The sequence below is a fragment of the Nitrospira defluvii genome (genome assembly GCF_905220995.1).
Lineage (GTDB): Bacteria > Nitrospirota > Nitrospiria > Nitrospirales > Nitrospiraceae > Nitrospira_A > Nitrospira_A defluvii_C.
The window spans coordinates 446839-470146 of the sequence record NZ_CAJNBJ010000002.1; the positions used below are offsets into that span (position 1 = coordinate 446839).

At 57.6% G+C, this 23308-nt stretch carries 18 protein-coding genes; 3 read left to right on the forward strand and 15 right to left on the reverse strand.

Translation table 11 applies throughout. The features are described 5' to 3' along the window. Nucleotides 1–753 precede the first annotated feature (753 nt). Nucleotides 754–3300 carry a DEAD/DEAH box helicase gene (locus KJA79_RS09425; RefSeq protein WP_213041786.1) on the forward strand — a complete coding sequence of 849 codons (2547 nt, stop codon included), beginning with the start codon at nucleotides 754–756 and terminating at the stop codon, nucleotides 3298–3300. 143 nt (nucleotides 3301–3443) lie between these two features. Here KJA79_RS09425 and KJA79_RS09430 read toward each other — a convergent pair whose 3' ends face one another. From KJA79_RS09430 to KJA79_RS09475, 10 genes are all read right to left on the reverse strand, one after another. Continuing rightward, entirely contained in the window at nucleotides 3444–4136 is a 693-nt protein-coding gene (locus tag KJA79_RS09430) for a hypothetical protein (protein WP_213041787.1), read from the reverse strand. Between the two features lie 45 nt (nucleotides 4137–4181). Next, nucleotides 4182–4433 (reverse strand): hypothetical protein, encoded by a 252-nt coding sequence (locus tag KJA79_RS09435; protein ID WP_213041788.1) that lies wholly within the window; start codon nucleotides 4431–4433, stop codon nucleotides 4182–4184. A 15-nt stretch (nucleotides 4434–4448) separates the two neighbouring features. Continuing rightward, nucleotides 4449–5786, reverse strand: coding sequence for an HD domain-containing protein (locus KJA79_RS09440; protein WP_213041789.1), 1338 nt, complete (start codon nucleotides 5784–5786; stop codon nucleotides 4449–4451). Between the two features lie 3 nt (nucleotides 5787–5789). Then, a complete protein-coding gene (locus KJA79_RS09445) occupies nucleotides 5790–6248 on the reverse strand; it encodes a transcription termination/antitermination protein NusG (protein WP_213041790.1) in 459 nt (152 codons plus the stop codon). A gap of 153 nt (nucleotides 6249–6401) precedes the next feature. Beyond that, nucleotides 6402–6956 carry a transglycosylase SLT domain-containing protein gene (locus KJA79_RS09450; RefSeq protein ID WP_213041791.1) on the reverse strand — a complete coding sequence of 185 codons (555 nt, stop codon included), beginning with the start codon at nucleotides 6954–6956 and terminating at the stop codon, nucleotides 6402–6404. An 18-nt stretch (nucleotides 6957–6974) separates the two neighbouring features. Further along, on the reverse strand, nucleotides 6975–9017 hold the full coding sequence (gene traN, locus KJA79_RS09455; protein ID WP_213041792.1) for a conjugal transfer protein TraN: 2043 nt from the start codon (nucleotides 9015–9017) through the stop codon (nucleotides 6975–6977). Nucleotides 9018–9028: 11 nt separating this feature from the next. After that, nucleotides 9029–9508: a heavy metal-binding domain-containing protein gene (locus KJA79_RS09460; protein ID WP_213041793.1), complete on the reverse strand. Its 480-nt coding sequence runs from the start codon at nucleotides 9506–9508 to the stop codon at nucleotides 9029–9031. Continuing rightward, a complete protein-coding gene (locus tag KJA79_RS09465; protein ID WP_213041794.1) occupies nucleotides 9492–10535 on the reverse strand; it encodes a prolipoprotein diacylglyceryl transferase in 1044 nt (347 codons plus the stop codon). The genes KJA79_RS09460 and KJA79_RS09465 overlap by 17 nt, the downstream gene beginning before the upstream one ends. 54 nt (nucleotides 10536–10589) lie before the next feature. After that, the gene (locus KJA79_RS09470; RefSeq protein WP_213041795.1) at nucleotides 10590–11330 is read right to left on the reverse strand and encodes a hypothetical protein; all 741 of its coding nucleotides are present in this window, start codon (nucleotides 11328–11330) and stop codon (nucleotides 10590–10592) included. Nucleotides 11331–11356: 26 nt separating this feature from the next. Next, nucleotides 11357–11983 (reverse strand): hypothetical protein, encoded by a 627-nt coding sequence (locus tag KJA79_RS09475; RefSeq protein ID WP_213041796.1) that lies wholly within the window; start codon nucleotides 11981–11983, stop codon nucleotides 11357–11359. 178 nt (nucleotides 11984–12161) lie between these two features. On the opposite strand from KJA79_RS09475, the gene KJA79_RS09480 reads away from it, so the two are divergent. Continuing rightward, nucleotides 12162–13457: a hypothetical protein gene (locus KJA79_RS09480; RefSeq protein WP_213041797.1), complete on the forward strand. Its 1296-nt coding sequence runs from the start codon at nucleotides 12162–12164 to the stop codon at nucleotides 13455–13457. A gap of 641 nt (nucleotides 13458–14098) precedes the next feature. After that, on the forward strand, nucleotides 14099–14602 hold the full coding sequence (locus KJA79_RS09485) for a hypothetical protein (protein WP_213041798.1): 504 nt from the start codon (nucleotides 14099–14101) through the stop codon (nucleotides 14600–14602). Between the two features lie 98 nt (nucleotides 14603–14700). Here KJA79_RS09485 and KJA79_RS09490 read toward each other — a convergent pair whose 3' ends face one another. From KJA79_RS09490 to KJA79_RS09510, 5 genes are all read right to left on the reverse strand, one after another. After that, nucleotides 14701–15432, reverse strand: coding sequence for a TIGR02391 family protein (locus KJA79_RS09490; RefSeq protein WP_213041799.1), 732 nt, complete (start codon nucleotides 15430–15432; stop codon nucleotides 14701–14703). A gap of 374 nt (nucleotides 15433–15806) precedes the next feature. After that, entirely contained in the window at nucleotides 15807–16037 is a 231-nt protein-coding gene (locus KJA79_RS09495; protein ID WP_213041800.1) for a hypothetical protein, read from the reverse strand. Nucleotides 16038–16176: 139 nt separating this feature from the next. After that, on the reverse strand, nucleotides 16177–20346 hold the full coding sequence (locus KJA79_RS09500; protein ID WP_213041801.1) for a conjugal transfer protein TraG N-terminal domain-containing protein: 4170 nt from the start codon (nucleotides 20344–20346) through the stop codon (nucleotides 16177–16179). A 33-nt stretch (nucleotides 20347–20379) separates the two neighbouring features. Then, nucleotides 20380–21717 carry a conjugal transfer protein TraH gene (locus KJA79_RS09505; protein ID WP_213041802.1) on the reverse strand — a complete coding sequence of 446 codons (1338 nt, stop codon included), beginning with the start codon at nucleotides 21715–21717 and terminating at the stop codon, nucleotides 20380–20382. Nucleotides 21718–21735: 18 nt separating this feature from the next. Next, nucleotides 21736–22644 (reverse strand): conjugal transfer protein TraF, encoded by a 909-nt coding sequence (locus KJA79_RS09510; protein ID WP_213041803.1) that lies wholly within the window; start codon nucleotides 22642–22644, stop codon nucleotides 21736–21738. Nucleotides 22645–23308: the final 664 nt, after the last annotated feature.

Genomic DNA, 23308 nt, shown 5'->3' on the forward strand with positions numbered 1-23308 from the left:
GTCATATCGTCAAAAGCATCCTAAGAAAACAGCTCGCAGACTGGGGCAGAATGAAAGGCCGTCGCGGAGTTCGCAAGCCCCGACAGATCCAGCGGCGGGTTTCGGAGCGGACCCTCCGAGCATCCAAACCGCAGAGGCCAATCCCTGCCACCAACGAGATTCAATCCCTTATCAACCAAGCCTTCGCATCGACAAGGTCGGCATCGTAGCTGGGAGGTACGTCCACACATTGCTCGCCTTGGCCCGCAGATTCGACGCCGTCTGAACATATCCCAGAACCCAGGACACTCACACACGATTTTTTCAGGTTCATAAACCCTATGGATCGCTAGTCCGCAGACCCCATTTGCCGGCACCGCGATTGTCGATAGATTGAGAGCCGTGTCTAAAGGATCGCGGTCCCCAAATCAGATGGTTGGGGGACAGGTTAAATGTAGGAACAGCGGCTTAGGAATGCGTCCCTGTGACCTTTTATCTGCTGGACCGCGAGACTTAGGGATAGCAAGGCTAGATAGACGTTCAACCGTGACCTATTTCGGAATGGACAAAGTTGAGACCTTTACCGTCTTCCGAGAGGTAGAGGAAAAAGCAACGCTTCGCTGATGGTCGGTGGACCGGCGACCCGCGGCTTGGTTGGACTATCACCTGAACAAACCTCCGCAGTGTCGGTTCTGAGATATCATGGTGACATGCTAAAGCGAAAACGGTATTCTGCTGAGCCGCTATCACAGCCCACACGACAAGCAGGAAAATATGAGCGACACAGGGAACCGACCAGAATTTCGTAAGCCCAAAGCGGCCGTTAACTATTCCTCACCGGAGGAATTGTTCTCGAAGCTACCAAATCGTGCTGGTAGTCACGGATATCTCAGGGTTCCCCAGGCCGATGTTCTAAGAGAGTATAAAGATTGCGCGGACAGGGATATCGCTCTCGAACTGCCCACAGGAACTGGGAAAACGGCCGTTGGTTTACTTATAGCAGAGTGGCGTCGACGTCGATCCGGCGAAAAAGTGGCCTATCTTGTATTGACGAATCAACTTGCCAAACAAGTTATGCGAGAGGCGCAAAATCTTGGAATTGAGTGTGCAGATCTTACCGGGAACAAAGACAGCCGCCATCCGGCTGAAGTAGGGAAATATAGTTTAGCAAAAGCAGTCGCAGTATCCACATACTCCAACCTGTTCAATGTCAATCCAGTCATACAAGAGTCTGATGTCCTCATCTTCGATGATGCACATGGTGCAGAGTCATTTGTGAGCGGAATGTGGACCGTTAGGGTTCGCAAGGACGCGCCGCGCCGACTTTACTCAGAGGTTTTGACTGCAATCAGGCCTTCTCTTACCGATGCACAATTTCGGGTAGTGACGGACGAAGATGAATTTGAGGTGGTCGAATTAGCCGATGTACATGCTTCTTCTGGAGTCGTGCCAGCTATTACAGCTATTTTCGATCGTGAAAGAGACGCGGAAATTTATTTTCCATGGGGTCTAATTCGAAACCAAATCCAAGCCTGCCTTTGTTTAGTGTCGACCAGAGAGATTGTTTTCAGACCTGTAATCCCTCCAACCCATACGCATGCCCCTTTTGCTAACACCAAGCAGAGAATCTATATGTCCGCGACTTTGGGAGGCGAAGGCGATCTACAGAGAAGTTATGGCATCACATCCATAAAACCGATTAGAGCAAGGCACGCTGAGTGGGGAAAAAGATATGTATTCGTACCAGGAATATGTCATTCAGAACAAGAATGTTCCGATCTCATAGCCAAGGTTTGGAAGGCCATAGCACCTCGTCGGGCCCTTTTACTGGCTCCATCTTTTCTAACCGCGGACAGAACGTTCACTCGGATCTCGGGTGGCATGAAGCCACAGCCTTCTAAGTTTAGCGCAGCGGATATTGAAGAGTCGCTTGAACCCTTCACCAATAGTGTTTGCGGAATATTGTGTCTTGCTGGCCGATACGATGGCATAGATTTGCCGGGTGACACCTGTCGTTTACTAATTATCTCGGAAACAGCGGCTGCTATAGATGCTCTTGAACGTCATATGCGCGACCACTGGAAAATGGGTCCCTTGCTGCGACGGCGGGAAAGGACAAGGCTTATTCAGGGAATGGGGCGATGCACAAGAGACGCAACGGATTTTGCGGTTGTCATTATGTTGGGCCAAAGCCTACTCAATGCTTTGACTACGCCGGCACTTGTCCAGGGCTTCCCTGAGGAAATTCAGAGAGAACTAACATGGGGTATGGAACAAAGCGACGTGGCGAAAGAACATCGCCATCAACTGAGCGACATGATTATTGGGCTACTAATGGACTCAGACTATCGAAAGCAAGCGAATGAAAGTTTAGAAGATATAACGATCGAAGGCCATGAAGAGAGAGATGATCCTTACAGCCAAGGTGCTATAGCGGAGGTCAATTATCTAAGGTCACTTTGGGACAGCGATTTCACACACGCCCTTCTCACCGCCCGTGAACAGGCCGATCGCACCAACGATCATGAACTATCAGGCTATAGAGCCTGGTGGTGGTACCTTGCGAGTATTGCAGCTTTTCACCTCGGCGATACGGTAAGCGAAATTGATTGCCTAAAACGAGCACGAGCAACGCGGATAAATTCGGGTTTCATGGATCACCTTTTGCGTGCACGTAGCAGAGCTACATCGGTGGATCCGTCCGACATCGATGATATTAGAGCGGAATCTATATGGAATATTTTCGAAAAGTGGGGATGGCAAGGTCCTCGCTTTAGTGGAAAACTTGATGAAATGCTGGAGGGGCTAAGCAAACCTGACGACCCGACCCAATTCAATATTGGCTTAGAAAGATTAGGTGAGTGTTTTGGCGCCAAAGTATTTCGTCGCACTGAAGATGGCGTTCCGGATGTTGTCTGGTTGTTTCATGACTGTTGTTATGCCATTGAAAATAAGTCTGACAAGAAGCCAGATGGTGCTTTGTCAAAACGGGATGTTCAGCAGGCGAAGGGCCATCCAGAATGGGTTCTTGCCAATATAGCGGAAGCAAAAGATATTCCCATTAGACCAATAGTCGTTTCAGATGTTTATCCGGATGCCATCGCGGAACCTTTTATTGAAGGGCTGTTTCATGCGGTAATTGAAGATATTGTTAAGGAAGGTAACCGAGTTGCTTCCGAACTTCCTAATCTTCGCGCACAGTTTGCCGGCAAGGAATATGGATCAGTTCACGGCGAATTCAGAACCGCCATTAAGACTGCGTCTCTTGACCGTGGAACGGTCGAATCCTTTTTCTCTAAGCCGCTAAGGATGAAATCTTAAAGATTCCGTCTCACTCGATCTCACTCCCTCTAGGATGGCAAGTTGTTGAGTTTCTGAAATAAGACCTGTGAAACCAGGGTCAGCATTGAGGATGCTGAATTGGCCCCAAATCAAATCCGGCTTTGGCACCATCGCATACCTACTCAGTATCCGTCGTAGAGCATGTTGCGGCGATGCTCGAGCTCCGCCTGCTTCGAGCCGCGCACGAACAAGATCCGCGGGATGATGAGCGAGACAGCCGTACTGAAGACAACGAACCAGCTCGACAGAAGGAGCACCTCGCGGACATTCAGGATCCACGTTTGCACCTCCAGTGCCGTAGCCTGATTCATAAGAACCCGCCACGCCGGCCACAACTGTTCGGCTTTGGCATGCACCCAATGCGGCGTGAGCAATCCGTGCAATCCGTGGAAGAGCAGAAAAACCAGGATCACCTTCAAGATGTTGAACGTGACCATCGCGCTGTAAATGCTGTCGATGGCTTGCCGGCACGCCTTCCCATAGTAGCAGTTGCCCAGATTGACCCCGATCATGACGTTGTAGCCCAATCCGTACGCCATCGCGATCAGGACGGAGAAGAGCTGATCAAATAAGCTCGGGCTGAGCGTGCCGAAGATCGGCACGAGGTTCGACAACACCCCCATGCTCACCGGGACGAACAAGGCGCTGATCAAACCATCGGCCAGTGCCCCTTTCACTCCCACTTCAAAATACGCGATCCGCCGGTCCAGCAAGAGATAGTTCTCAGGAATCTCCCGCCCCGTCTTGACGACCGTCGCGAGAATCTGAATCTCGGAGATCGCCTCGATGAGGCTCCGGGGCTTGGCCCTAGCCATACCCTCTGCGAACAATGGCCCCGGACGTCCCCCTTTCTCCATCGTTCACCCCCCGCCGAAGAATCGGACGACCGAATTCACATAGGCAAGCAGGATCGTCAGCGCGTAGAAGAAGATGCCGATTGCTAACCGTTGTTTGTAGGCCCCGTACCAGAACGCGAATCCGAGACACGTCACCGCCAACACTCGCGCCACCACACCCCGGAACAAAGTCGCAAAGACCCAGTTCCACCAGGCCAAATATTCTTCTAGCGTCATATAGGAGAGCGGGTTCAGATAATCGATGAGATTCTCCATGGCCAGCGGGTACTCCTACGAGATCGCCCGCAGTTCGACAACGATTTGGAGGATACCGGACTTGCGGGCCTCCAGATCCGACGCCGGCACGTTGAAGACTTCCAGCTTGATCGGGACAAAGTAATTACGAGGTGGGAGCGTATTTCTCCGTCTCGGATTGTTCATGATGATCTGATAGCTCCGCCCATAGAATCCCTCCCCGATCGGTACTGCAAGGACGTCAGCACGCCGTACTTCATCGACGATGCGGCGCAAGGCCTTCTCGCGATCGGAAAGCCGGATCAAAGAGAGATCCACCACCTTGCGCTCCGCGGAGAGGCGCCGGGCCGCGTCGAGGAGCAGGTCAGGATGCGCGTAGACCGTATCCTTGATGGAGATGGCGGACCACCTCCCGCCCCGCTGGAGCTGGTTGATCTTCGGCTCCATCAGTTCCAGCAAGCGGGGAACCGAAAACCAGCTTTCCCACGGCTGCACTTTCAATTCCTTGGAGAAGGCAGCCACCTCCAATTCTCGCGCCCGTCCGTCCGCCTGCCGCAGGAGAGCGTCGAACTGGTCTTTACTCGCTCGATGATGTCCTCGGATCGCATCCAACGACTCCTTCAGCCACGGAATGTCGGAGCCTGCGAAGAGTTCCTGCACCTTCATCGCGCTCACAGCGGGATGGTCACCCATCGTGTAGATCCCGCTCGCGCGGAACACCGGAATCTTTCCCAGATCATGGCCCAGCGCGGCCATCAGCATCTTCGGGACCAGCGGCTCATAGTCGCGATAGGTTTCCTTGAGACTCTTCATCGCCAGCAGCGTAACGCGATGGGTGTGCTCCTTCAGCGTCACTCTCGCCAATGTGTCGCGGATACTGTATAGATCGCTGTGTTCCTCATCCTTCTCTGGCGCAGTGACAACCACTGACGGACAGTGCCCGTACTGCTCCAGCACCTTCACCATTTCCAGGATAGGCACCCACACACGCTGTGCCTCGAGGATGGCCTGATACGGTACCAGTAGATCCCGCACCAGGGCGGAGGACTGAAGGCCTTCCGGTCGGAGAGGCTGGCTCACAGATCGGGATTGATTCGGAGGCATGTCGGAAGAGGCGCCCTCCTTCGCTTCAGGAGTATCACCAGGCTGAGCCGCGTCCGATTCGGCCTCCATGGCCCGATCGTTCGCCTGACCCTCCTCCGGCGCGACCTCGATCCGCATGAAATCAACGTTCAAAGGTAGCCACAGGTTCTTGGCCAGGTCGGACAAATCGATTTGAATCGGGTCGGGCACACGAGGCTGTGGCGCCGCCACGCTGACTGATTGCTTCCATCCCAATCGGGTTACCACCGCACTCAGCCATCGGTTCACCACGGGCTAGGCCCATTGTTCGGGCAACGGAACAGGTTCAATCGCTGGCCGCGTCACGAGGACGGGAATCGCTCGCCCGAACAGGGCTACGTCCACCACCCCCTGTTCCCCGTCCCACTCTCGTAGGAACCCGATCACGGGCGCACTCGGCCAATGGGCGATGCGCACGAGGTCTCCTGGAACGAACGTCTCCTCACGAGCACTGGGAGGTGCGCCTAACGCTCCCGCATCGCACAGATCCTCGATCGGCATCACTCTCCTGACACCAGGAAACTTCGACACCGCCTCAATCTTTGTCCGATCCAACTCGCACACCACATAGCCCTTCACGAGTTCAGTCATCCGTGCGGTGTGAAGTTGCTGCAAATATCGCATCACCCGATTCTCATGGCCCGGAACCGCCTCGATCGCAACGACCTTCACGTCCGCGTCTTCCACCGACCCGCCTCGACAGCCACCAGCCACTGTTCAACCATTCAATTTCATTCCCGAATGTATATGAAATGCTCCCAGCGACTCGCTACGATTGGTGAGTGTCCCGCACACAGGGGCGACCGTATGCTGGAGCTGTTCAAACCCGTCCGGGAGGTGCAGGAGCAAGACCCGCTTGCTCGCAAGTCATCGGCGTGTCTTCCTCACCTGTTCCAGATCAACAAGCGAGCGATAGACTTTCCACACATACTGAGTCAGCCGCTTCGAACCGTTATACCGTCCGATCGCGACCCAATTGTTTCCAAACAGATCGAGCTTCTGCCGGAGCACGAACGCCGCCCACTGCAAATTGACACAGGGATCCAGAAGATAGACGGGATGCACGCGATACTGTTCCAGATTGCGACTGTTGATCTGCCCCAGTCCCACATCAAAATTGGCGCCCTGCTGCCATAAGCGACTGACCAGCTCCGCCGCTTGTGTATAGGACAGCCTGCCGCGCGACTCACCCTCGCCTTGGCGATTGACCCCGACCGCAAAGGGATTCCCTTCGCTCTCCACGTGCACGATCGCTTCGAGCAGAACAGGCGAGACTTGGTATCGGTGCGCGGCCTCCTGAATGCAGCGATGGTTCAGATACCAGTAGGTGTCCCCGCTGAGGGGTGATCCGCCGATTGCTTCGGCTCCTATTGGAACCAGCGCAATGACCAGGAGCGCGCCAACCAGAACTATATGCACCATGCCGTTTTGGCCTCTGCGCTAGCACTTTCCGCTGTAGGCGCAAATCTTCGCGTTCATGTCGGAAGCCACGGCCGCCGGATCGATATTCGCGCTGACGTGCACGTACCACTCGGTAAAGTCCATGGCGGCGAAATTCAACGAGGAGAATTGCGTGATGCTGAACCCACTACACTCTGGCGCATCGGCGGAACCCCAGGGCCAACCGATTTGGGCGCGGCCTTGTTCCTGGACAATGCGGGCCAGTTCCGACTTGAAATCACAAAACACCTGCTCCTTTCGGATGCAGACCTTTCCCAGCCCGAAGCTGATCCACTCGACGCAGCGATCGCCGACGTAGTGGGCCTTGTACAACTGCCGATCCTTTGCGAGTTGAATCTCCTCGTCCGAACAGGTTCCCAACAATTTGCTCGGGTCGCTCGCGTCACAACAGTTGATCAGCACGGACGCAATGGTGCTGTAATCGCAGGCCATCCTCGTTCCGTTGAAGACTCGCAAACTGCTCGTATCCCAGTCGTTCTCGACGTCTTTGATCAGCTGGAGATACGTGGCGGACAGAGCCAGAGATTGGTCCGGCGGCGTGGACGTATTCACACAAAACGGCACATAGCTCCCAGGCGTTCCGCATTGAGTGCATTGCTTCATCGTGACGGTCTTGTCGCACACGGGCGTCGACGCACAGGAATAGGTGTTGGTGTACATCTCGCAGGTCCCGGTGGTGGTATTGAATTGCGAGCAACTCGACCCGATCTGCGTACAGCCCGCCGCCACATACGATTGGCAGGTATCGGGAGCCTGGTTCTGAATCTGCCAGGTCTGCTGCTCATTCCAGCACCCGGACTGCGGACTCACGTTATAGCTTTGCCACGTGAGCCCACCCGTGATCGTGACGCTATAGGCATGGGCCTCCCACCAAAAGGTAAATGGAATCTGAAACGTCGTCGGTCCCGTCCAGATCGCCGTTCCCAGGACAAACGTCATCCCGTTGCCCCAGCAGCCACACTTACGATTACAAAAAGGCGGCCTGCCTGTCATCGAGGTTGCCCCACCTTCTGACACCACCACCGTTCCGGCACTCCCGCTCGCGTTCGTACAGCCGTACTTGTTTTCTCCGACAGCATTCCCGGAGAAACTGAATTTCAACGTGTAGCCTCCTGTGCCGTTGGGAGTCGGAATCACATAATTGATGCCGTACCACGCTTGCGACATCCCGGGAGTGTGATCGTGAGACCCTCCCCAGCCGCCACCCGTCCCGATCGCGGCCCCTGTCGGGTCTGAGCATGTCACCGTGCGTGTGGCATTATCCAAACAGGTCTCTGACTTCTGCGTCGCTTGTCCACTCGTCGCCAACGCTTGGTAGGGCGAGCAGCCGTCGAATAAGGTCTCGGTATCCACCGGAGGCGTCCCATTCGGGGGCGCGGAACAGGCTGCCGCCGTCAACGAAGGAGACCAGGTTCTGTAGCACATGGTTTCGGCTATCCCGGGGACTTGGCAGGTCTGGATGGAGGGCGGGCCAGGAACCCATTCGATACAGGTCGGGACGTCCACACAGGTCGCGCTGAGTCCTGGTGACGGAGTGATGCTGGAGGCCACCGCCTCGGCGGTCTTGACCGGAGCGGTTGTGCTCACATCCCATCCATCTTTGGACGATTTCTGCCCCTGGAGCGTCGAATACGTTGGATCCGTCAACGTCGCGTTGGAGGAATCCGAATTGAGAGAGCCAATATCTCCCGTGTTGCTGAAATACCCTTCCTGCGACGCTCCCGAACAGCCGGAGGTTGTACAGCTGGTAGCCCCGCCGTACTGAGGCGTCTGCGTCATATTCGGCGCCAAGTTTCCAGGGCTGACCGAACCAGCAGCTTGCATCTCGCCCAACACACATTGAGCCCGTGCATACGCATCGGCGACGCTGTCGCATGGCCCCGCCGCCGTGGCCGGTCTCACCAAGGCCGCAGCACAGCTTACCGACAGCGCCGCAACAATCATGAGCCATCTCGATCGACTGAGCGGTCTGGCCGCCGACGACGGCATCACCTCGACGAATTGGAACGGAACGCGCGGCATCGACCCCTTCCCTAGCTTTTCAGAATCGGTATCGTCGGTCGCGCCACCGCTCGTCCGGAACGAGCCGTCATCTCACTCACGACTCGTTTGGACTCCTCCGACAGCGGGAGCACACCGTCCCTTCCTTCAAACTCACTTACTTCCTTCCTGAGAAATCGCACCGCCGTTCCAAATCCCAAGACCTGGGTCATGGCCATCCCTTTGAAGGGAACCGGTGAGACTTCCACCGCCACCCCGATCACCGCATCAGCACCGAGAGCCCCAGCCTGGTCCTGCAGACTATCGAACACCTTCTCCATGGCCTTGCGAGCCGGCTTATCGTAGGTGTTCACCCGGCCACCCAAGATGTCCATAATCCGCGCGATATAGTCGCGAAACGTGCCCAATCCCACCGTGTGGATCTCCACGACCAGCCCTAACGCCTCGACCTCTCGACCGGGATAACTCTGCGTACTCAGAAAGTCGATGTCCTTCTTATCTCGCTTTGCCATCACCCTTCTTCTCCCCTTTTTCCGGGACGGTGGTGTCGGCAGCCGGCTGAGGCGAGAAGGTCAGTGTCCCAGGTGGCGGTGCGGCAAGAGGCTCCGCTGGAGGACCAATCCGTGAACCAGACGTCTCGGTCGGAATCGATATCCTTTCCGCCACAGTGCCCTCGCTCGGACCCAGAGCCCCCTGGGCGCCTGCTTTCCGCTCTGGTTCGCCTTTCTTGATCCCCGGATCCCGGATGGCACTCCCGCTTGTTTCCACGGGAGAGCGCTGCCCCTTGCCATCGACAGATCCCTGAGCGATCTTTGACGCCGGTGTGAACGGACTGTTCTTCACGGCCGCAGCGGATTTCCCGGCTCCTCTCCCAACGGCCGACGGGTCGGCTTTGACTCCAAGTTGCCGCATGGCCTGTTCTACGGCGGGAGACTGGGTGTTCTCCGTCTGCTTACTTTCCTCCCCAGAGTTCGAAGGAACCGTGGTGTTCGGACCCACCTTCGAGACCGTTTCCCGCAGCGCATCATCCGGCCGACCTTCTCCGTCCTTCGCGCCAGCCTCCTTGCGTAGTTCGGGAGCTTTGGCTTTCGGATCTCCCGAGGCCACTGGCTTCATCCTGGCCATCAGGGTCCCCATCTTGGCGATCAAGGATTCGACCCGATTTGTGAGCGTCACATTGGTCTCCGCCAGGAAGCTGAGCTGGTCCATGACCTTGCCGAATTTTTGATCCAGCTCCGAGACCCGAGACTCCTGCGATGCCAGTTTGCTTGTGAGCAGTCTGGCGTCATCGCGGGCGCGTGCGACTTCTGTCTTGGTCTGGTCCTGTTGCAGCCGCAGCGTGCCCTGATCCTTGCTCACGTTCGAGTAGGCCCGATGAACCGCATCCACGCGCTGCTGCAAATCGTCCTTCTCCGTTTCCCACTCTGTTTTCACGTCCTTGAGATGCTCATACTGAGTCCGGACTCGCTCATATTCCTCACTACTCACGCATCCGACCAGCAACATCGCCATCAAACTGCAAATCCAAAGGCGCATCATGCGTTCCTCCCCTTGTTCACCACCACCTGGGCTCGATGTTGAGTGCTGTGCGGGTTACGTCGCTATCCGAGGAGGGACAGTTCCTCCCGCCGTCATGGGCGTTTGAGCGCCTCGGTCCGGAGGCTCGCTAAACAAGTCCTCCGCTTCGCGTGGCGTTCGGTAGGGCAACTCCACCTGTGCACAGAAATCCGCGATCAATTCGTGGAGGCGCCTGATCAGTTCGTGAATCTTCGTGAACAGATGCTCCGTCTGCGATAAATCGTCGCAACTCATCCGTGTGTGAAGAATCACTCCATCCAGCTTCTCCGCCACCCGCGACACCTTCTTCGTTTCCTCGGATCGCGGGGTGATCACCCGCGCATTCCGTTGCCCGGCGAGGGTGAGGCGATACTGATAGTTCAGGACCGGCGCTGGTGCGAAATCCTGCTCACTGACCCCCATCGCCTTCAGAAGTTCGTATCCCAAGTGCACCCACTCATGGATACGATCTAGCTGCGCCTGCACCTCACCGACAGATAGGGAATGTCCTGCGCTGAGCCGGAGCCGATTGACAGCCTTATCCAGGGGGAAGAGCATCCCTACGATAACCCTCCCCTCGGGCGTGCGCGGCAGGAGCAACAGGCTCTGAGGATCTTGCAGCCGTTCGCGGTTGTGCTCGGCCCGTTCCTCGGGGCTGGGACGTCCGCGCATCGGGCGATTCCTTCCCTGACCAGCTGGACCAGTCCGCCCATTCGTCCCCTGCTCTTCCTTTCTCGCCGATCCTGCTTGTCCATTCTGTTGCGTTGCCGATGCCATGGAACCCTCCTCTCCCGGAGCGACTATCACTGTTCTGTCCTCAGCTCGATCGCCACTGATGTCAGCTTGCTCGCGAGCGCGATGTTCAGGCCGCCCTTTCCCAGGAAATATCCCTTGCACTCGGCCGGGACCAGTACCCGCGCCATCTGCTCCTCCCGGAACACGTCGATCCGTCTGATACGATCGACCGGTGCCGGTGCCAGCGCATTGCGGATGAATCGTCCCAGGTCCGTCGAGTACCGGACAAACGACACCATCAGTCTGGTGTAGCTGGCGTAGCTCTGACGGTAGGGCACACACAACCTGACCGGGTCGACTCCCTCTTCACTCTCGACGGCGATCTTGACAAACGGCGAACCGAGGCCCGTGGCGACCCGACGTATCCGGACTTCACCAGCCGCCAACACAGGACGGAGGATGGATTCCGAAATACGGCGGATGTAATGGGGACAGCGCTGGGACAAGACCGGATACACCTCACCCAACCGGTACACCGCTGCCGAGATTGTGTCCTTGACCCGATAGGGCCGGTCGGCATACTGCTTCGGAAGCACAGCGAAGGGCTGCGTGCCATGGACTAGGATGAGGTAACTGTCCCGGTCCGGTAAGGCCTTCACAACCCGACCCAGCACGAAGTCCCCGATCTTCTCCATCAAGCCGGCTTCCTTCCTCCGTCCTTTGTATTACTCCCGCCTCTGTCAGGGGCTTTCCCCCAGTTCGACGCGCCCGTGACTGCCAACTTGCCCCTTCTGCCTTGGCTTGCGTTTCGCCTCCGCTCCTGTATTAGTTCTGGAGGAAGCTGCGCATCATCTGGTTGCTACCGAGGCAGAAATGGGTCATCAAAACCAAGCTCCCACGGACCAACCACCGGTCCCCCATACATCATTCCCCTGGTTTGTCTACATTGCGCTTGTGCTGCCCCACTGCGCGCCGATCGACAAACCCGTCAGCCTCGACCACGTTCAGCAGGTGCCGGTCATTCACCACACTGAGCCTATCGGTCCTCCGGAACTCCGGATCACGACCCACACCGATGGCCTTGGGTGGTCCGTTCAGCCGATCCAACGGATCCGACGGTATGTCGACGTGACGCAGCAGGAAACGTGGAAGACCAGAGTCTATCCGGCTGCGAAAACCTGGAGAATTCCAAAACTCGTGGCAGGGTGGGTCACATGTCCGACGTGGGGAATCTTAGGGATGACGGGACTCGCTTTCGCTGATCCCGGGGCGCCGATGTGGCGCCGACCAGCCCTCTATGAACCTTGCTCGCTGGCCGGCGGCGGCGAGGCCTACTCCTTCGAAGCAACGATGATGCGAAACGATGTCAGCCTGGATCGCCGGATTGAAGAGGAGGATCAGCCGGTGACGACTGGTTCTCTTGCGCTCGTATGGCAGCTCCCCGGCAAGGATCCTCTCGGCATCGACATTCCTCCGAGTCCGCAGCAGCCGACAATCACCTTCCGAGCTCGTTGGATCGCAAACCTGCTCGCGCGGCAGGGCATCGAGATCTCCGACACCCTTTCCGGCCACGCAGAGATTCAACTCCAGCAACCAGGAGGCCCTCTCGTCTCTCATCCGATCCCGTTGACCACCGTGATGCTCCGCACCGCCATCGAGCAGGAAGCGGCACGGGCTCCCGCAGGCCGGTGGCCATCAGCGATCAGAATCCGAACCGTCGTGGAACCCGATAGAAATGCTGCCGCTCCTGAAACGCGAGCGATCGCGACGCATCTGCTCCGACACTTTGCTCGGTCGGATCTGGCTGTCGTCGCGCGCGACGAGCTTCTCACCGAAACCGAAGACCTACAGGCGGCTCACCATCAAGGCCGCTACAGGGACTCGGCGCAGAACGGAATTGGGGAATGGTCCGGTGCAACCCTTCTCGTCCGCGTGTATGCCCGGAATCTCCACGAACAAGGCTACCTCGCGACGACGAGCATCACTTCCATCGAGACGGGCGAAGTTCTCGCTCATCTCCTCGTGGAAGCCCCGCCCGGGCAGTGGGCCGAGTTTCTCGACACCATGAGCGCACGGATCCTCGACACGGTGATGCACGCAGGTCGCCCACAGGGGGACATCGCGCCCCACAATGATACGAGGCGGGAGGGATGGCTCATCACACAATGAGAACCAGCCGCCTCCTTCCCCTGCTTATCAGCTTCCTTCTCGCGGGATGTGCAGAACTTGTCCCGGAGGTCGCGGGCCCTCCCCAGACCCGCGTGTTCGAGCTCGACCGCCATCCGACCCGCCACCTTCGGATCAGGACAGAAGTACACCCAGATCATCTGGGCTGGACCCTGGCCATCGAGCAAGCGACAGCCGTGACCACCGCGGTTCAGACAGAGACATCCCAACACTATCGCCGCTACGTCTTCTCGCCCCTCTCGATCGTTCCCGGACTCTTCCAGTGTCCGTACGGCATGATCAAGTACGTCCTCACGCTCGGCCACGCTTCGGATGAACCGATGCCTTACGGATGCCGACGACTTCTCATGCGAGAACCCCTTCAGGGCTCCATCCTCCTACCCAGCAACATTCACCGCACCCTCGAGCTGACGGAACGATGGGAGCCGGTGAAGGGAGGCTGGATTGACGTGAAATGGGCCGGGCAGACAGATCTACTCGCGACGTATCCGACTCCCGCTATGAGGACAGTCCTCCGACTAGCGCATCTCCTCCGGAACGATCAGGCAAGGGCTACGTCACAGGAAGCGCACACAGGCAGATTGGAAGTGAACTATAGGCAGGGACCACATACCATCACGACGATGCTCGACGTCTCACCGAAACAGCTCACCAAAGCTTACCAGGCCGCGACTCATTCCATTCCGGCCGAGCGCTGGCCTCATCCGCTCGTCGTTCAGGTCGCCAAACTTCAAGGATTCCCTACCGTACTCGAAGAGGTCATCGAGGCGTCTCTTGCGAAACACTTCTTGCAGGCACAGATCTGTTTCGTCGCTGACGATCCAACAAAATCCAGAATCATCGAGGAACAACAGTTTCAACTCAGCGGCCGGGTCCATGACAGCCAACAGGTGGCGCTCGGCCGCTGGATTCCGGCCACCGTACTTATCACCGGAAACATCGATACTACCCAGACAGCAGCCGAGGTCGTCCTGCAAGTATCGTCGATCCCCTCTGGAGAAGTCCTCGGAACGATCCGCCTCCCAGTCACTCCCACCACCGCATTCCCTATGGCTTCAATGCTCTCCGAGGACCTCCGGCTTATCACCGCTCAAGCACCAAAAACACCTTGCGGAAGCTTCCCATGACATAGCCATAGAAAATCGAGCGCGTCTAACGTCTGAATTCACCGGCCTGCGCGGCTTTTCGCGCACGTCCGGTGGAATGATGGGATCGGCGTCATAGGCTACCGCCTGCTATCAACAATGCGAAGCAAGTGGCTCGCCAAGATGACCATTTCTTGGGCTTCCGTCGCGTCGCTGATGGAAACAGTGCGATGAGAATGTGGGTTCTTGTATGAACCGATTGCTCCGGCAAACAAATGTGCCAATGCCTCACGCTCCGCCTCGGGCTGCTGCAAATTAGAGAGCGGACCGGTCATTTTGTCGAATGCCTTGCGCATTAGCGCGGTTCCAATATCCGTATCGGCAAAGTGTCCGGCCTCTCGCACAGCTACTTCGACCGCCCGAAATGCCTTGAACACTGCGGTTTCTAAGTCACCGCGAACAATGTCGAGCCAGACTTCATCGGCTATTGACGGATGCAACAATGCCTTCGGGAACGCAACGCTGCGCGCATAAGTCTTGAACGAGTCGTTAGCCAATATTGTTCGGGCGCGGCGGCTCAGAAGCATCCATCCATTGTTCCCGTTCGTTCTTGGCTCCGGAATCAGAAGGCCCTGCACCGACAGCCAATTCCATGCCTCGGCAAGCGCCAACTCAGCATCTCGTTTCCGGTTCTGGGGATAGCCGTCCGAGGCTCCTGGAGTACCGTGAATGTCTGACACCAAGGACTGTAGGTGAATGAGGCCGTTTTGCCGGCGCTCATGGGCGAGCCGCAGAACGACCTCAGCAAGTTCTTCAGGCGCTAGTGCCACAAGCACGTCTACGTCGGGGATTACTGATGTCAAAGTGGCCATGATATAGGGGCGTAGAAATATGACGCCGAACTAATAAGTCTGCTGCAGGCTTTCCCCGCAGTATATTGAGGCAACCTGAATAATGTGCCGATGCCCAAGTTTACTTCGAACTCACACACTTATCCATCGCTCCGTCTGGTGCCAATCACTGAGATAGGCTGCCAATCCTGCAGTCCATCCGGCTATCAGCCCGCGGTGTATCTCGACCAATCACTTTGAGTCAGAGGCAGTCAGCCGGGCTGTTTATTCCACGCCCGCCTCGCCTCTCTGTCTTCGCATCTTGCACCAGATCAGTCGTAGCCCAACATCAAAAGGTGTGATGACCCTCCTCAAGAACAATACGACTTGATAACCGTCATCACGCCAGGGAACCGCTAATCATTATCGCAGAGAGAGTCTTCTCCTCTCCCATAGGTGTTGCCATGAACATCGATGATCTCATCGATCATGGGGTAACCGGTTCCTGGATTAAGTTCCTCCCTGCTGGACTCAGGATCAGGATCCAACAGACCCAACTCATCTCCTCGTTGAGATAGCTCCCATCCGAGGCCCTTCCACCAGTTCTTCAGCCGCCGCCAGAAGACCTCTAATTGAGTCCACATCATGATGAGTGAACCTACATGTTGTCAGGCGAAAGTTTACCTAAATTGACGAACAGTAGCCATTTTCAATGCTACCCGCGTGACAAGCGATAGTGTTCCGATCCCGCTACACGCATCAAGCACTCCTATTGATGCGAAGGGATCACGGTTGAATGTGCTTACCAGCGCCCTTCGCCCCAGTAATATCGATCCCGCTTTTCTTGAGGGCATGCGTAAGATCCTCCTGGAACCTCTGGAGATCCTCCATACTCTGCGGCGAAGTCCCCAGCCCAGGCTGCATGCCAGGCCGACCAGTGGGACCTCCTTCTGGAAGTGGTCCTCCTTTTGGACCTGCAGCGCCGGTTCCGCCTCCGAATGCCCCGCCAAGTCGCCGACCTGTCATAGCCAAATTACCGGCACCCGTTACAATGTCAACAGCGGTTTTGCCGGCCCCAATCGCTTTTAAAGTTTGCTTCGCCCCGCTGTCTTCATTGGTGAGTTCTTTCGCATCCCAGTGCCCAAACACAGCATACTCGGCGCCGATGTTCACCCGTCGCTGGAGTTCCTGCCTGTACACATCCCATTCGATCACCTGTATGCCGCTATCCCCTTTCTCATAGAGCAGCTTTCCGTCAGGCCCAATAACCTGGGTCGAGGCCAAGCCACTCGATTCCACCTCGTTCTTGGAAAGCGAACGGAAATTCGTCAATCCCGGTCCACCAGACGTGGGCTGAGCGGTCTCGGCCACTCCCCATTGCGCCTTTCCATCGACCACCTTGTAGTTCCACGTCTTCCCATACTGGCCGCTCTGAAATTCGGCGTAGACCACGTTCCCTTGTTCATCCATGAAGCCACGCATCTGCACGGGATGATGTTGCCCCTGATGGACGGGATCGGGAATCCACTTGGTGCCGCTGAACATGCGTGTGTTATGCATTTCGGAGAGAGTCCCACCCTGCATCCGATGGAATTCCTCGAACCGCTCGACGAAATGCCCGCCTGTTTCATGGGTGTAGTCATGGAACAGGTCGGTCTTTCTCCCGCCTGTTCCGATATCCGAGAGGATCTCTCTCGTGCCATTCCCTGCTTGCGGCCCCAGCGTCAATGTCCGAGCGGTCCCGTCCGCGCCGATCTGTTCGGTAGAAAGGGTCGTGTAGGTCGCCACGGAGGCATGCGAATCGGGATCTTGATGCATGTCAATGAAGCCGGTCTCGTATTCTTTCGTCAGCGGATTCTGCTTCATCACGAACGCCTGGCTCCTCAGGTCATTGACCACGCTGCCCTCCAGCAGGTTCCCTTCCTGATCGAACAGGCCGAAGAAATGTCCCTTGTGGGTCTGCCCGGTCGTCCCATCCTTCCACTGAATCGGTTTGTCTTTGAGGTATTGTTCCTTTTCCTGCCATCCCATCACGTGTGACACATAGTCCCACAGTTCTGTCTTTCGGCCTCCCTCCGCGTGGCTGAAGATTGCTTCTCCCGTCTGATTGCTTCTCACGCCGCGGACGGCAACCTCCTGCCCGCGATACTGGTCAAGCGTCAGAAATTCCACCCCTTCCCTGCTCTGCCCGGCAGCGATGTGAAAATCTCCCTGGTGGTCGTAATTGCCGGTCAAGGATTTCGTCACCCCTCCGGGAATTGAATAAGACAGACTGACCGACGTGGGGACGCGCCGCTCCTGGCCGTTGGCAAGCTGGATCACGTTCCCTTCCTCGTGCGTCGCCACCTGCCTGATCACCGCCTCATTCTCGGGAAGAAGCCCGATGATCCGTTGAAGCCTCACGCCATCCGCAGTGTAGCTCTTGCCGCCGTTGTCACCGGTCTTGTAGACATACTCCATCCCCGCATCGACGAAGCGATCCTTGTTGCTCCGCTCTGTCCCACCCGCCGTCGCTTGGAGAAACTTCCTTCCCTCTGCATCGACATGGATCTCCCCTGAATAGGCAGCCTTGTGGTCGCCCTTGGTGCTTTCGATTTCATACGTGAGGGGATTGTGCTGGAACTTTTCATCTGATCCCACAGTCACACGACCGAATTCCCTCGCCTTGCCCTGAATCGTCTCCATCTCCCCGTCCAGTTTGCGCACGTCAATGCTCTCCGCCGCCTCGCGAGTATAAAAGGTGCCATCGGCGCTGTGGTAGTAGCGGAGATTGGCATCCTCTCTCAGCACCTCCCCGACGACGCCCTCTTTATAGCCTCCCTGCGAGACGGCGAAGACCGAGATCCCGTTGATCTTCTGTCCGGTGAGTCGTCCCTTGTATTCGCGGGTCGGGCCGTCGCCGGAGGTCACCAGCTGCCCTTCGCCCCAGAAGTCCTCGTGGCCGAGGCGCAGACCCGAACGTGAGAGGGTGCCGGTGACCGGTTCCTGCCGGCCATCGGGATGGACCGCCCAGGCCATGACAGGACCCGTTTCGCTGACCTGTTGCGGCCCCCACTGCGTGCTCGTCTCGACCCGGCTCACGCCATCCTTAATCGAGGAATCCACGCGGCGGACGGTTCTTCCCGTTTCCTGGTTGTATTCTTCCCGGACCGAGTGGAGGACACCATCATGCTCGTAGCTGAAACTTTTATCGATCGTGGCCCCGCGGACTTCGAACTGTTTCTGCACTATCCGGCCGGCCGCGTGATCGAACTCGTCGCGACGGAACGCGCCGCTCTCATACCAGGCGCCGGTGGGAGCCAGCTCGCTCGCGCGCCGCGAGAACCCTCCCGTCGGCCCCTGGTAGGTCACCATGCCGTTCGCCCCGATGCGGGTCGTCCCGCCATCAGCGTGATGTAGAGTCGAGACCCCTGTTTGCGCATCGACCCGCAGGCCGCCGACGCCAACCGGGACTGTATAGCTCTCTTGCGACGCGGAACGTCCTGCAGTCTCCATCCGAACCGGCTCCATCAGATAGGACGGTGGTTCCGACATGACCTGCCCGTGACCACGAGCGAACCGCCCTGCTTCCTGGCCGGCGGCAGAGAGAGGAGCGGAGAGACTTCCGGTGAGCGAAGAGGCGAGATTCCCTCCGGCCCAGACCAGGCCCCAGGCGACGGCCGGTACCGCCAGCGTGAGATCCGTCGCCATGGAATTGATCCCGACGATGTACTCTCGGATCGGGTCGAACGAATTGAACGTGATGGCGTCGGCGAACCCCGAATTGATGATGAGATCCTTGACCTTGGCGTTAGCTTCGAAATACATGACGAAATTTACGACCGCATAGAGCGGCCCCCACATGGCGAGCCATGCGAAGCTCCGCCCGTAGAGGCCGAGGACCCGAGTCATGGAGCCGGACAGGGCCATCACGGCGATGAACGGGGTGACCAGATACACCAGGCCTTCCGCGACCGTTCGGAGCACGGGGAGGAACTTCGCGGCGATATAGGACTTGGTATAGGCCTGATACTTCAAATCCTGGGTTGTGGCCTCCTGAGCCAGCTTCACTGCCGACGGCACATCGTTCATCGTCTTGGCCCTCTGGGCCCATGCCTCCTTCCAGGCCTTCACGATCACGATATTCCGGAGAACCTGGTCCGAAGTCTGTCCCGGCACACCGAGCAGGGTCGTCCGGAGTTGATCAATCACTGGCAACTCGTCTCCAGGAGTCGCAGGGTCCGCACCGAGCGACGAACGCAGCTTCTGGGTGGCTTCCAGATATTCGGGCGCCGGTGTCGTAAAGCCCGGCGTGATGACGTTCGCGTAGAAGTCCGTGCAGAGCTGCGCAGTGGGCTGGATATTGCCATTCTGATACCACGGTGAACTCAGAGCGGGATTGGTCGCCGCGATCGCGCCAAGAGCATCGGTCGCCTTCTCCACAGCCGTGCGGTTCAGTTGGTTGTAGTCGATCTCCTTCAGCGTGCAGTTCATGAGATACTGGACGAGGTTTTTCCACAGATCGCTGTCAGGGAGCGTGAAGTCGAGCAGCTTCTGCGTCTCGAACAACGGGCGGTTGATCACCGATCCCGTGGAACGATAGCCGGTCGGCAACAAGAGCGCCGTCTCGGTGATGGAGGTGAGGTGATACCCCACCTGACCAGAGACGTAGGCCGGAAACGCGATCAGCACCGGCACCCCGGTCACGATCGTGTCGGGCACCGCCGCATTGACCTGATCTTCGATCGAGACGTCGGCCGTCACGAATACCGAGGCGTACAGCAGCCCGACCGCGCCGATCAGTAGGGGGCCGAGGAACCGACGGTTGAAGGTCACATGGAGCAAGGCGAAGACCACCAGGCCGAGCAGGCCGAGCCTGAAGAGGCTTTCATAAGCCCCCGTGGTCATCATCACCTTGAGGCCCGTGATCACCGCCGCGATGACATCCCCGTTCCCGAACGTAAAGATCTGCCACATTGGCTGTCCGCTCCGGCCTCAGCTCACGGCACCCTAGCGGGCCGTGCGATACTGTCCCTGCTCCAGGGCCATCTTTGTGACGTTGTAGATATTCTGGAGGTGGGCCGAACGCTTCGCTGCCTCGGCGTAGGCTTCGGCGAGCACCTCGTGCGCCTCTTTCCGGAATTCAGCCGTATCCACGGCAAAGCTGGGCTTGAGCTGTTTGATCTTGGCCCCCTGCTGGATCGCGTTGTTCACGGCCCACTCCATCCATTGAATCGCCATTTCGATGGCCACCACCTCGCTCGTCATCCGTACCAACTGGGTCGCGACTTCATTCGGATGCCCGTAATCCGTCAAGATCTTCAGCACCGGGATCGGGCTCATGTTCACCAGCGTCACATCCGCCGCGCTCATCGCGGTCTTACTATAGAGATTGGTCACGATGTTCTGCAGCGCCGTTGCCGTGCGGCTCTTGAACCCTTCCATCGCCGTTTCATTCTGAGGCTGGATCTGGAGGCATTGGGCGGGATCATCGGTGCAGGCGTAGACCCGGACGGTCTCCGCCGGCACCACATCGATCAAGTCGGAGAAGTTGATCGTGGGCGGATGATACTCGGACTGGCCCTGGTCATTCACAATGATTGTGCCGGTCGTCGACATGATGATGCGAGCGGTCTGATCTTCCACTCCTGCCTGCTTCAAGACGTTCCACACGAGATTCCCCGTGATGTCGTATTCCGTGCCCTTCAGAGCCGCTGCCGCATCAGCCGACGTATTATCCTGGGCGCTGTCCCGATCTTCCCACGGATCCCCGGTGATGCCGGTTTGGGTCTTGAACTGCTGCCATTTCCGGTACGCGTACTGGTTGAGCTTGTCCGGATCCTTCATGCTCTGGGCGAGCGCTTCCCCCACCTCCTGTCCGGCCTGGCACGGTTGAATCCGGCCCAGCGCATTCAACGTCCTGGACGCGGTCTCGATCATGTTGAGGACGTTCGAGCAGGTCTCGCAGAGTTCTTTCATCGCGAGCTGGAAGGCATAGCCCAACACCACGGACCCGCCGAACTGCTGGAGCATATCGACGTACCGGTTCAGCTTGGCGTAGGAGAAACTGCCCAGGTACGTGTCGATGCCCGCGCAGCCCCGCCGGAACCGTGGAGGGTTGATATTCCAGAGCGAGAAGTTGTCGTTGTTCAGCCGGATCGAGTAGGCGCCCGCGGCGAGATACCCGCGGCTTTGGCTCTCATAGGCCCCCGGTATCGCCGTGCTGACGACGCCCCAGCTATCGAACATGGACTGGAGGGAATCATTGACGCTCTGAGCCGAGGCGACGGCCGGCATCCAGACCATCGCGCCGACGATGAACAGGGTCCGCAGTATCCGTGTTGCCATAGTCACCTCTTCGGGCTGTTACGAATCGCCCGCTTTTCTCCTCAACTGAGGGCGCTGCTTCAGGATCGTGAGCACACGCTCGCGAAGCTCGTTGAATGTCATGACACCGGAGCCGATCGGGACCAGGAAGTTTTCTTGGGGTATCGCGAGATAGATCGTCGGGACCTTCTGCAATGACACGCGTTCGGCCATGCCGTTGTCCGCCGCAGCCTTCGGGAATTCCTTCAGCCCCTGCCCGTCCAGGGTGACCGGAAAGACCTCGATCTGGTAGGTATCGGCGAACAGCTTCAGAATCTTCGACTGCTCCTGGCAAAATCGACAGGTGGACGTGAAGAAGAAGAACAGGCCGACATGGTTCGCCCTTGCGGATGAGAGGAGCCGCTCGTCCACCTCTTGCGTCGCCTGTGCCTCCACGTCGTGGCCGAACTGCGAGGTCGGATGCTCGGTCGCAAAATCGAGCTGCGGGTTCGTAAACATCGCCAACTGCCACATGGACGTGAAGTCCTCGGAGCGCTTGAACACGGCGCGTTGCGCGATGATGTACGTCTTCACGGTCTCTGGAGTGGGGGCATCCAACGCGGCCTCGCGTTTGGCCGAGGCCAACTCCCTCAGCATCCCAGCCGGCAGCGTGCTCAAGTCTTCCTGTTCGATAGGGACCCGCTTGAGGAGGCTGCGATACTTGGCGGGGTCCAGCCAGGCTTCGAGCGGAAGAGTGGCCAACGTCACCGGTCTGACAACCGCATCCGTTTCGTCTTCCTCGACCGGATCCTGATACCAGAACCATCCCTCCCTGGCTCGCTCATAAAACTCATTCGCCAAGCGGGAAGAGGACGGATGCTGGTCAGGGAGAGACCCGGCCCGCGCGACAACCGGCGCGAGCACCGCACAGACCATCACGATGAATCCTCGCACGATCTTTTTTCTCACACTCCTACTCCACCAGAAACCAAACTCCATTCTGAGTAACCCTCGCACAGTCGCCCATCGCCGGAGAGCCATGAAGTACAACGCCGCGTCCAGCTGGGGACTGGTAAAGGGGTGATTTTCGTAATAGGGGGTATTCTTCCATTCCTAACCCTCTTTCCGGTAAGGGGCTCTCTCTCCATTCGTCCCATGGCCTAATTGAAACCTTGCGGCCCCCAACTTAGTAATACGTCCCCGTCATAGCACGCGGCGGATCGATGGCTGGCAGCAGCTCAGTGCGATCCTGACCGCCTTGGAGAGTACCGCGGCTACCTGAGGGGGGATCTGGAGGTCAGGCCGGATGCCGATCGCCTCGTATAAGGGAAATGTGGAGGTTATTTTGTAGAGTCAATGCGGGGAGAAGCCAATTTCTACGGAAATCGGGGACACGACCCCACGGCCGAGCGTCACGGCCAGAGACGACAGTACAGCTCATTTCTCATCATGCAGAGTGATGGCCGTTCTCGATCCTGGCTGTTCGAGAGGCCACATATCGATTAAAGCCACCGCCAGCATTTTGGGACCACCTGACTGCTACGTTCGGTGACATATGTAAGAGCCGTCCGAGAACTGCCGGATGAAGTTGGCTCGCTAATTGTAACAAGGCACTGTTACGGCCCCTCCGACA

Bases quoted from the DNA above. Each gene is read 5' to 3' on its own strand.
- KJA79_RS09465 (WP_213041794.1), bottom strand. From the start codon at position 10,535: ATGATGCGCCTTTGGATTTGCAGTTTGATGGCGATGTTGCTGGTCGGA.
- KJA79_RS09430 (WP_213041787.1), bottom strand. From the start codon at position 4,136: ATGGCTAGGGCCAAGCCCCGGAGCCTCATCGAGGCGATCTCCGAGATT.
- KJA79_RS09450 (WP_213041791.1), bottom strand. From the start codon at position 6,956: ATGGTGCATATAGTTCTGGTTGGCGCGCTCCTGGTCATTGCGCTGGTT.
- KJA79_RS09470 (WP_213041795.1), bottom strand. From the start codon at position 11,330: ATGGCATCGGCAACGCAACAGAATGGACAAGCAGGATCGGCGAGAAAG.
- KJA79_RS09475 (WP_213041796.1), bottom strand. From the start codon at position 11,983: ATGGAGAAGATCGGGGACTTCGTGCTGGGTCGGGTTGTGAAGGCCTTA.
- KJA79_RS09425 (WP_213041786.1), top strand. From the start codon at position 754: ATGAGCGACACAGGGAACCGACCAGAATTTCGTAAGCCCAAAGCGGCC.
- traN (WP_213041792.1), bottom strand. From the start codon at position 9,017: ATGCCGCGCGTTCCGTTCCAATTCGTCGAGGTGATGCCGTCGTCGGCG.
- KJA79_RS09435 (WP_213041788.1), bottom strand. From the start codon at position 4,433: ATGGAGAATCTCATCGATTATCTGAACCCGCTCTCCTATATGACGCTA.
- KJA79_RS09480 (WP_213041797.1), top strand. From the start codon at position 12,162: ATGGGTCATCAAAACCAAGCTCCCACGGACCAACCACCGGTCCCCCAT.
- KJA79_RS09495 (WP_213041800.1), bottom strand. From the start codon at position 16,037: ATGATGTGGACTCAATTAGAGGTCTTCTGGCGGCGGCTGAAGAACTGG.
- KJA79_RS09490 (WP_213041799.1), bottom strand. From the start codon at position 15,432: ATGGCCACTTTGACATCAGTAATCCCCGACGTAGACGTGCTTGTGGCA.
- KJA79_RS09485 (WP_213041798.1), top strand. From the start codon at position 14,099: ATGCTCGACGTCTCACCGAAACAGCTCACCAAAGCTTACCAGGCCGCG.
- KJA79_RS09460 (WP_213041793.1), bottom strand. From the start codon at position 9,508: ATGGCAAAGCGAGATAAGAAGGACATCGACTTTCTGAGTACGCAGAGT.
- KJA79_RS09500 (WP_213041801.1), bottom strand. From the start codon at position 20,346: ATGTGGCAGATCTTTACGTTCGGGAACGGGGATGTCATCGCGGCGGTG.
- KJA79_RS09505 (WP_213041802.1), bottom strand. From the start codon at position 21,717: ATGGCAACACGGATACTGCGGACCCTGTTCATCGTCGGCGCGATGGTC.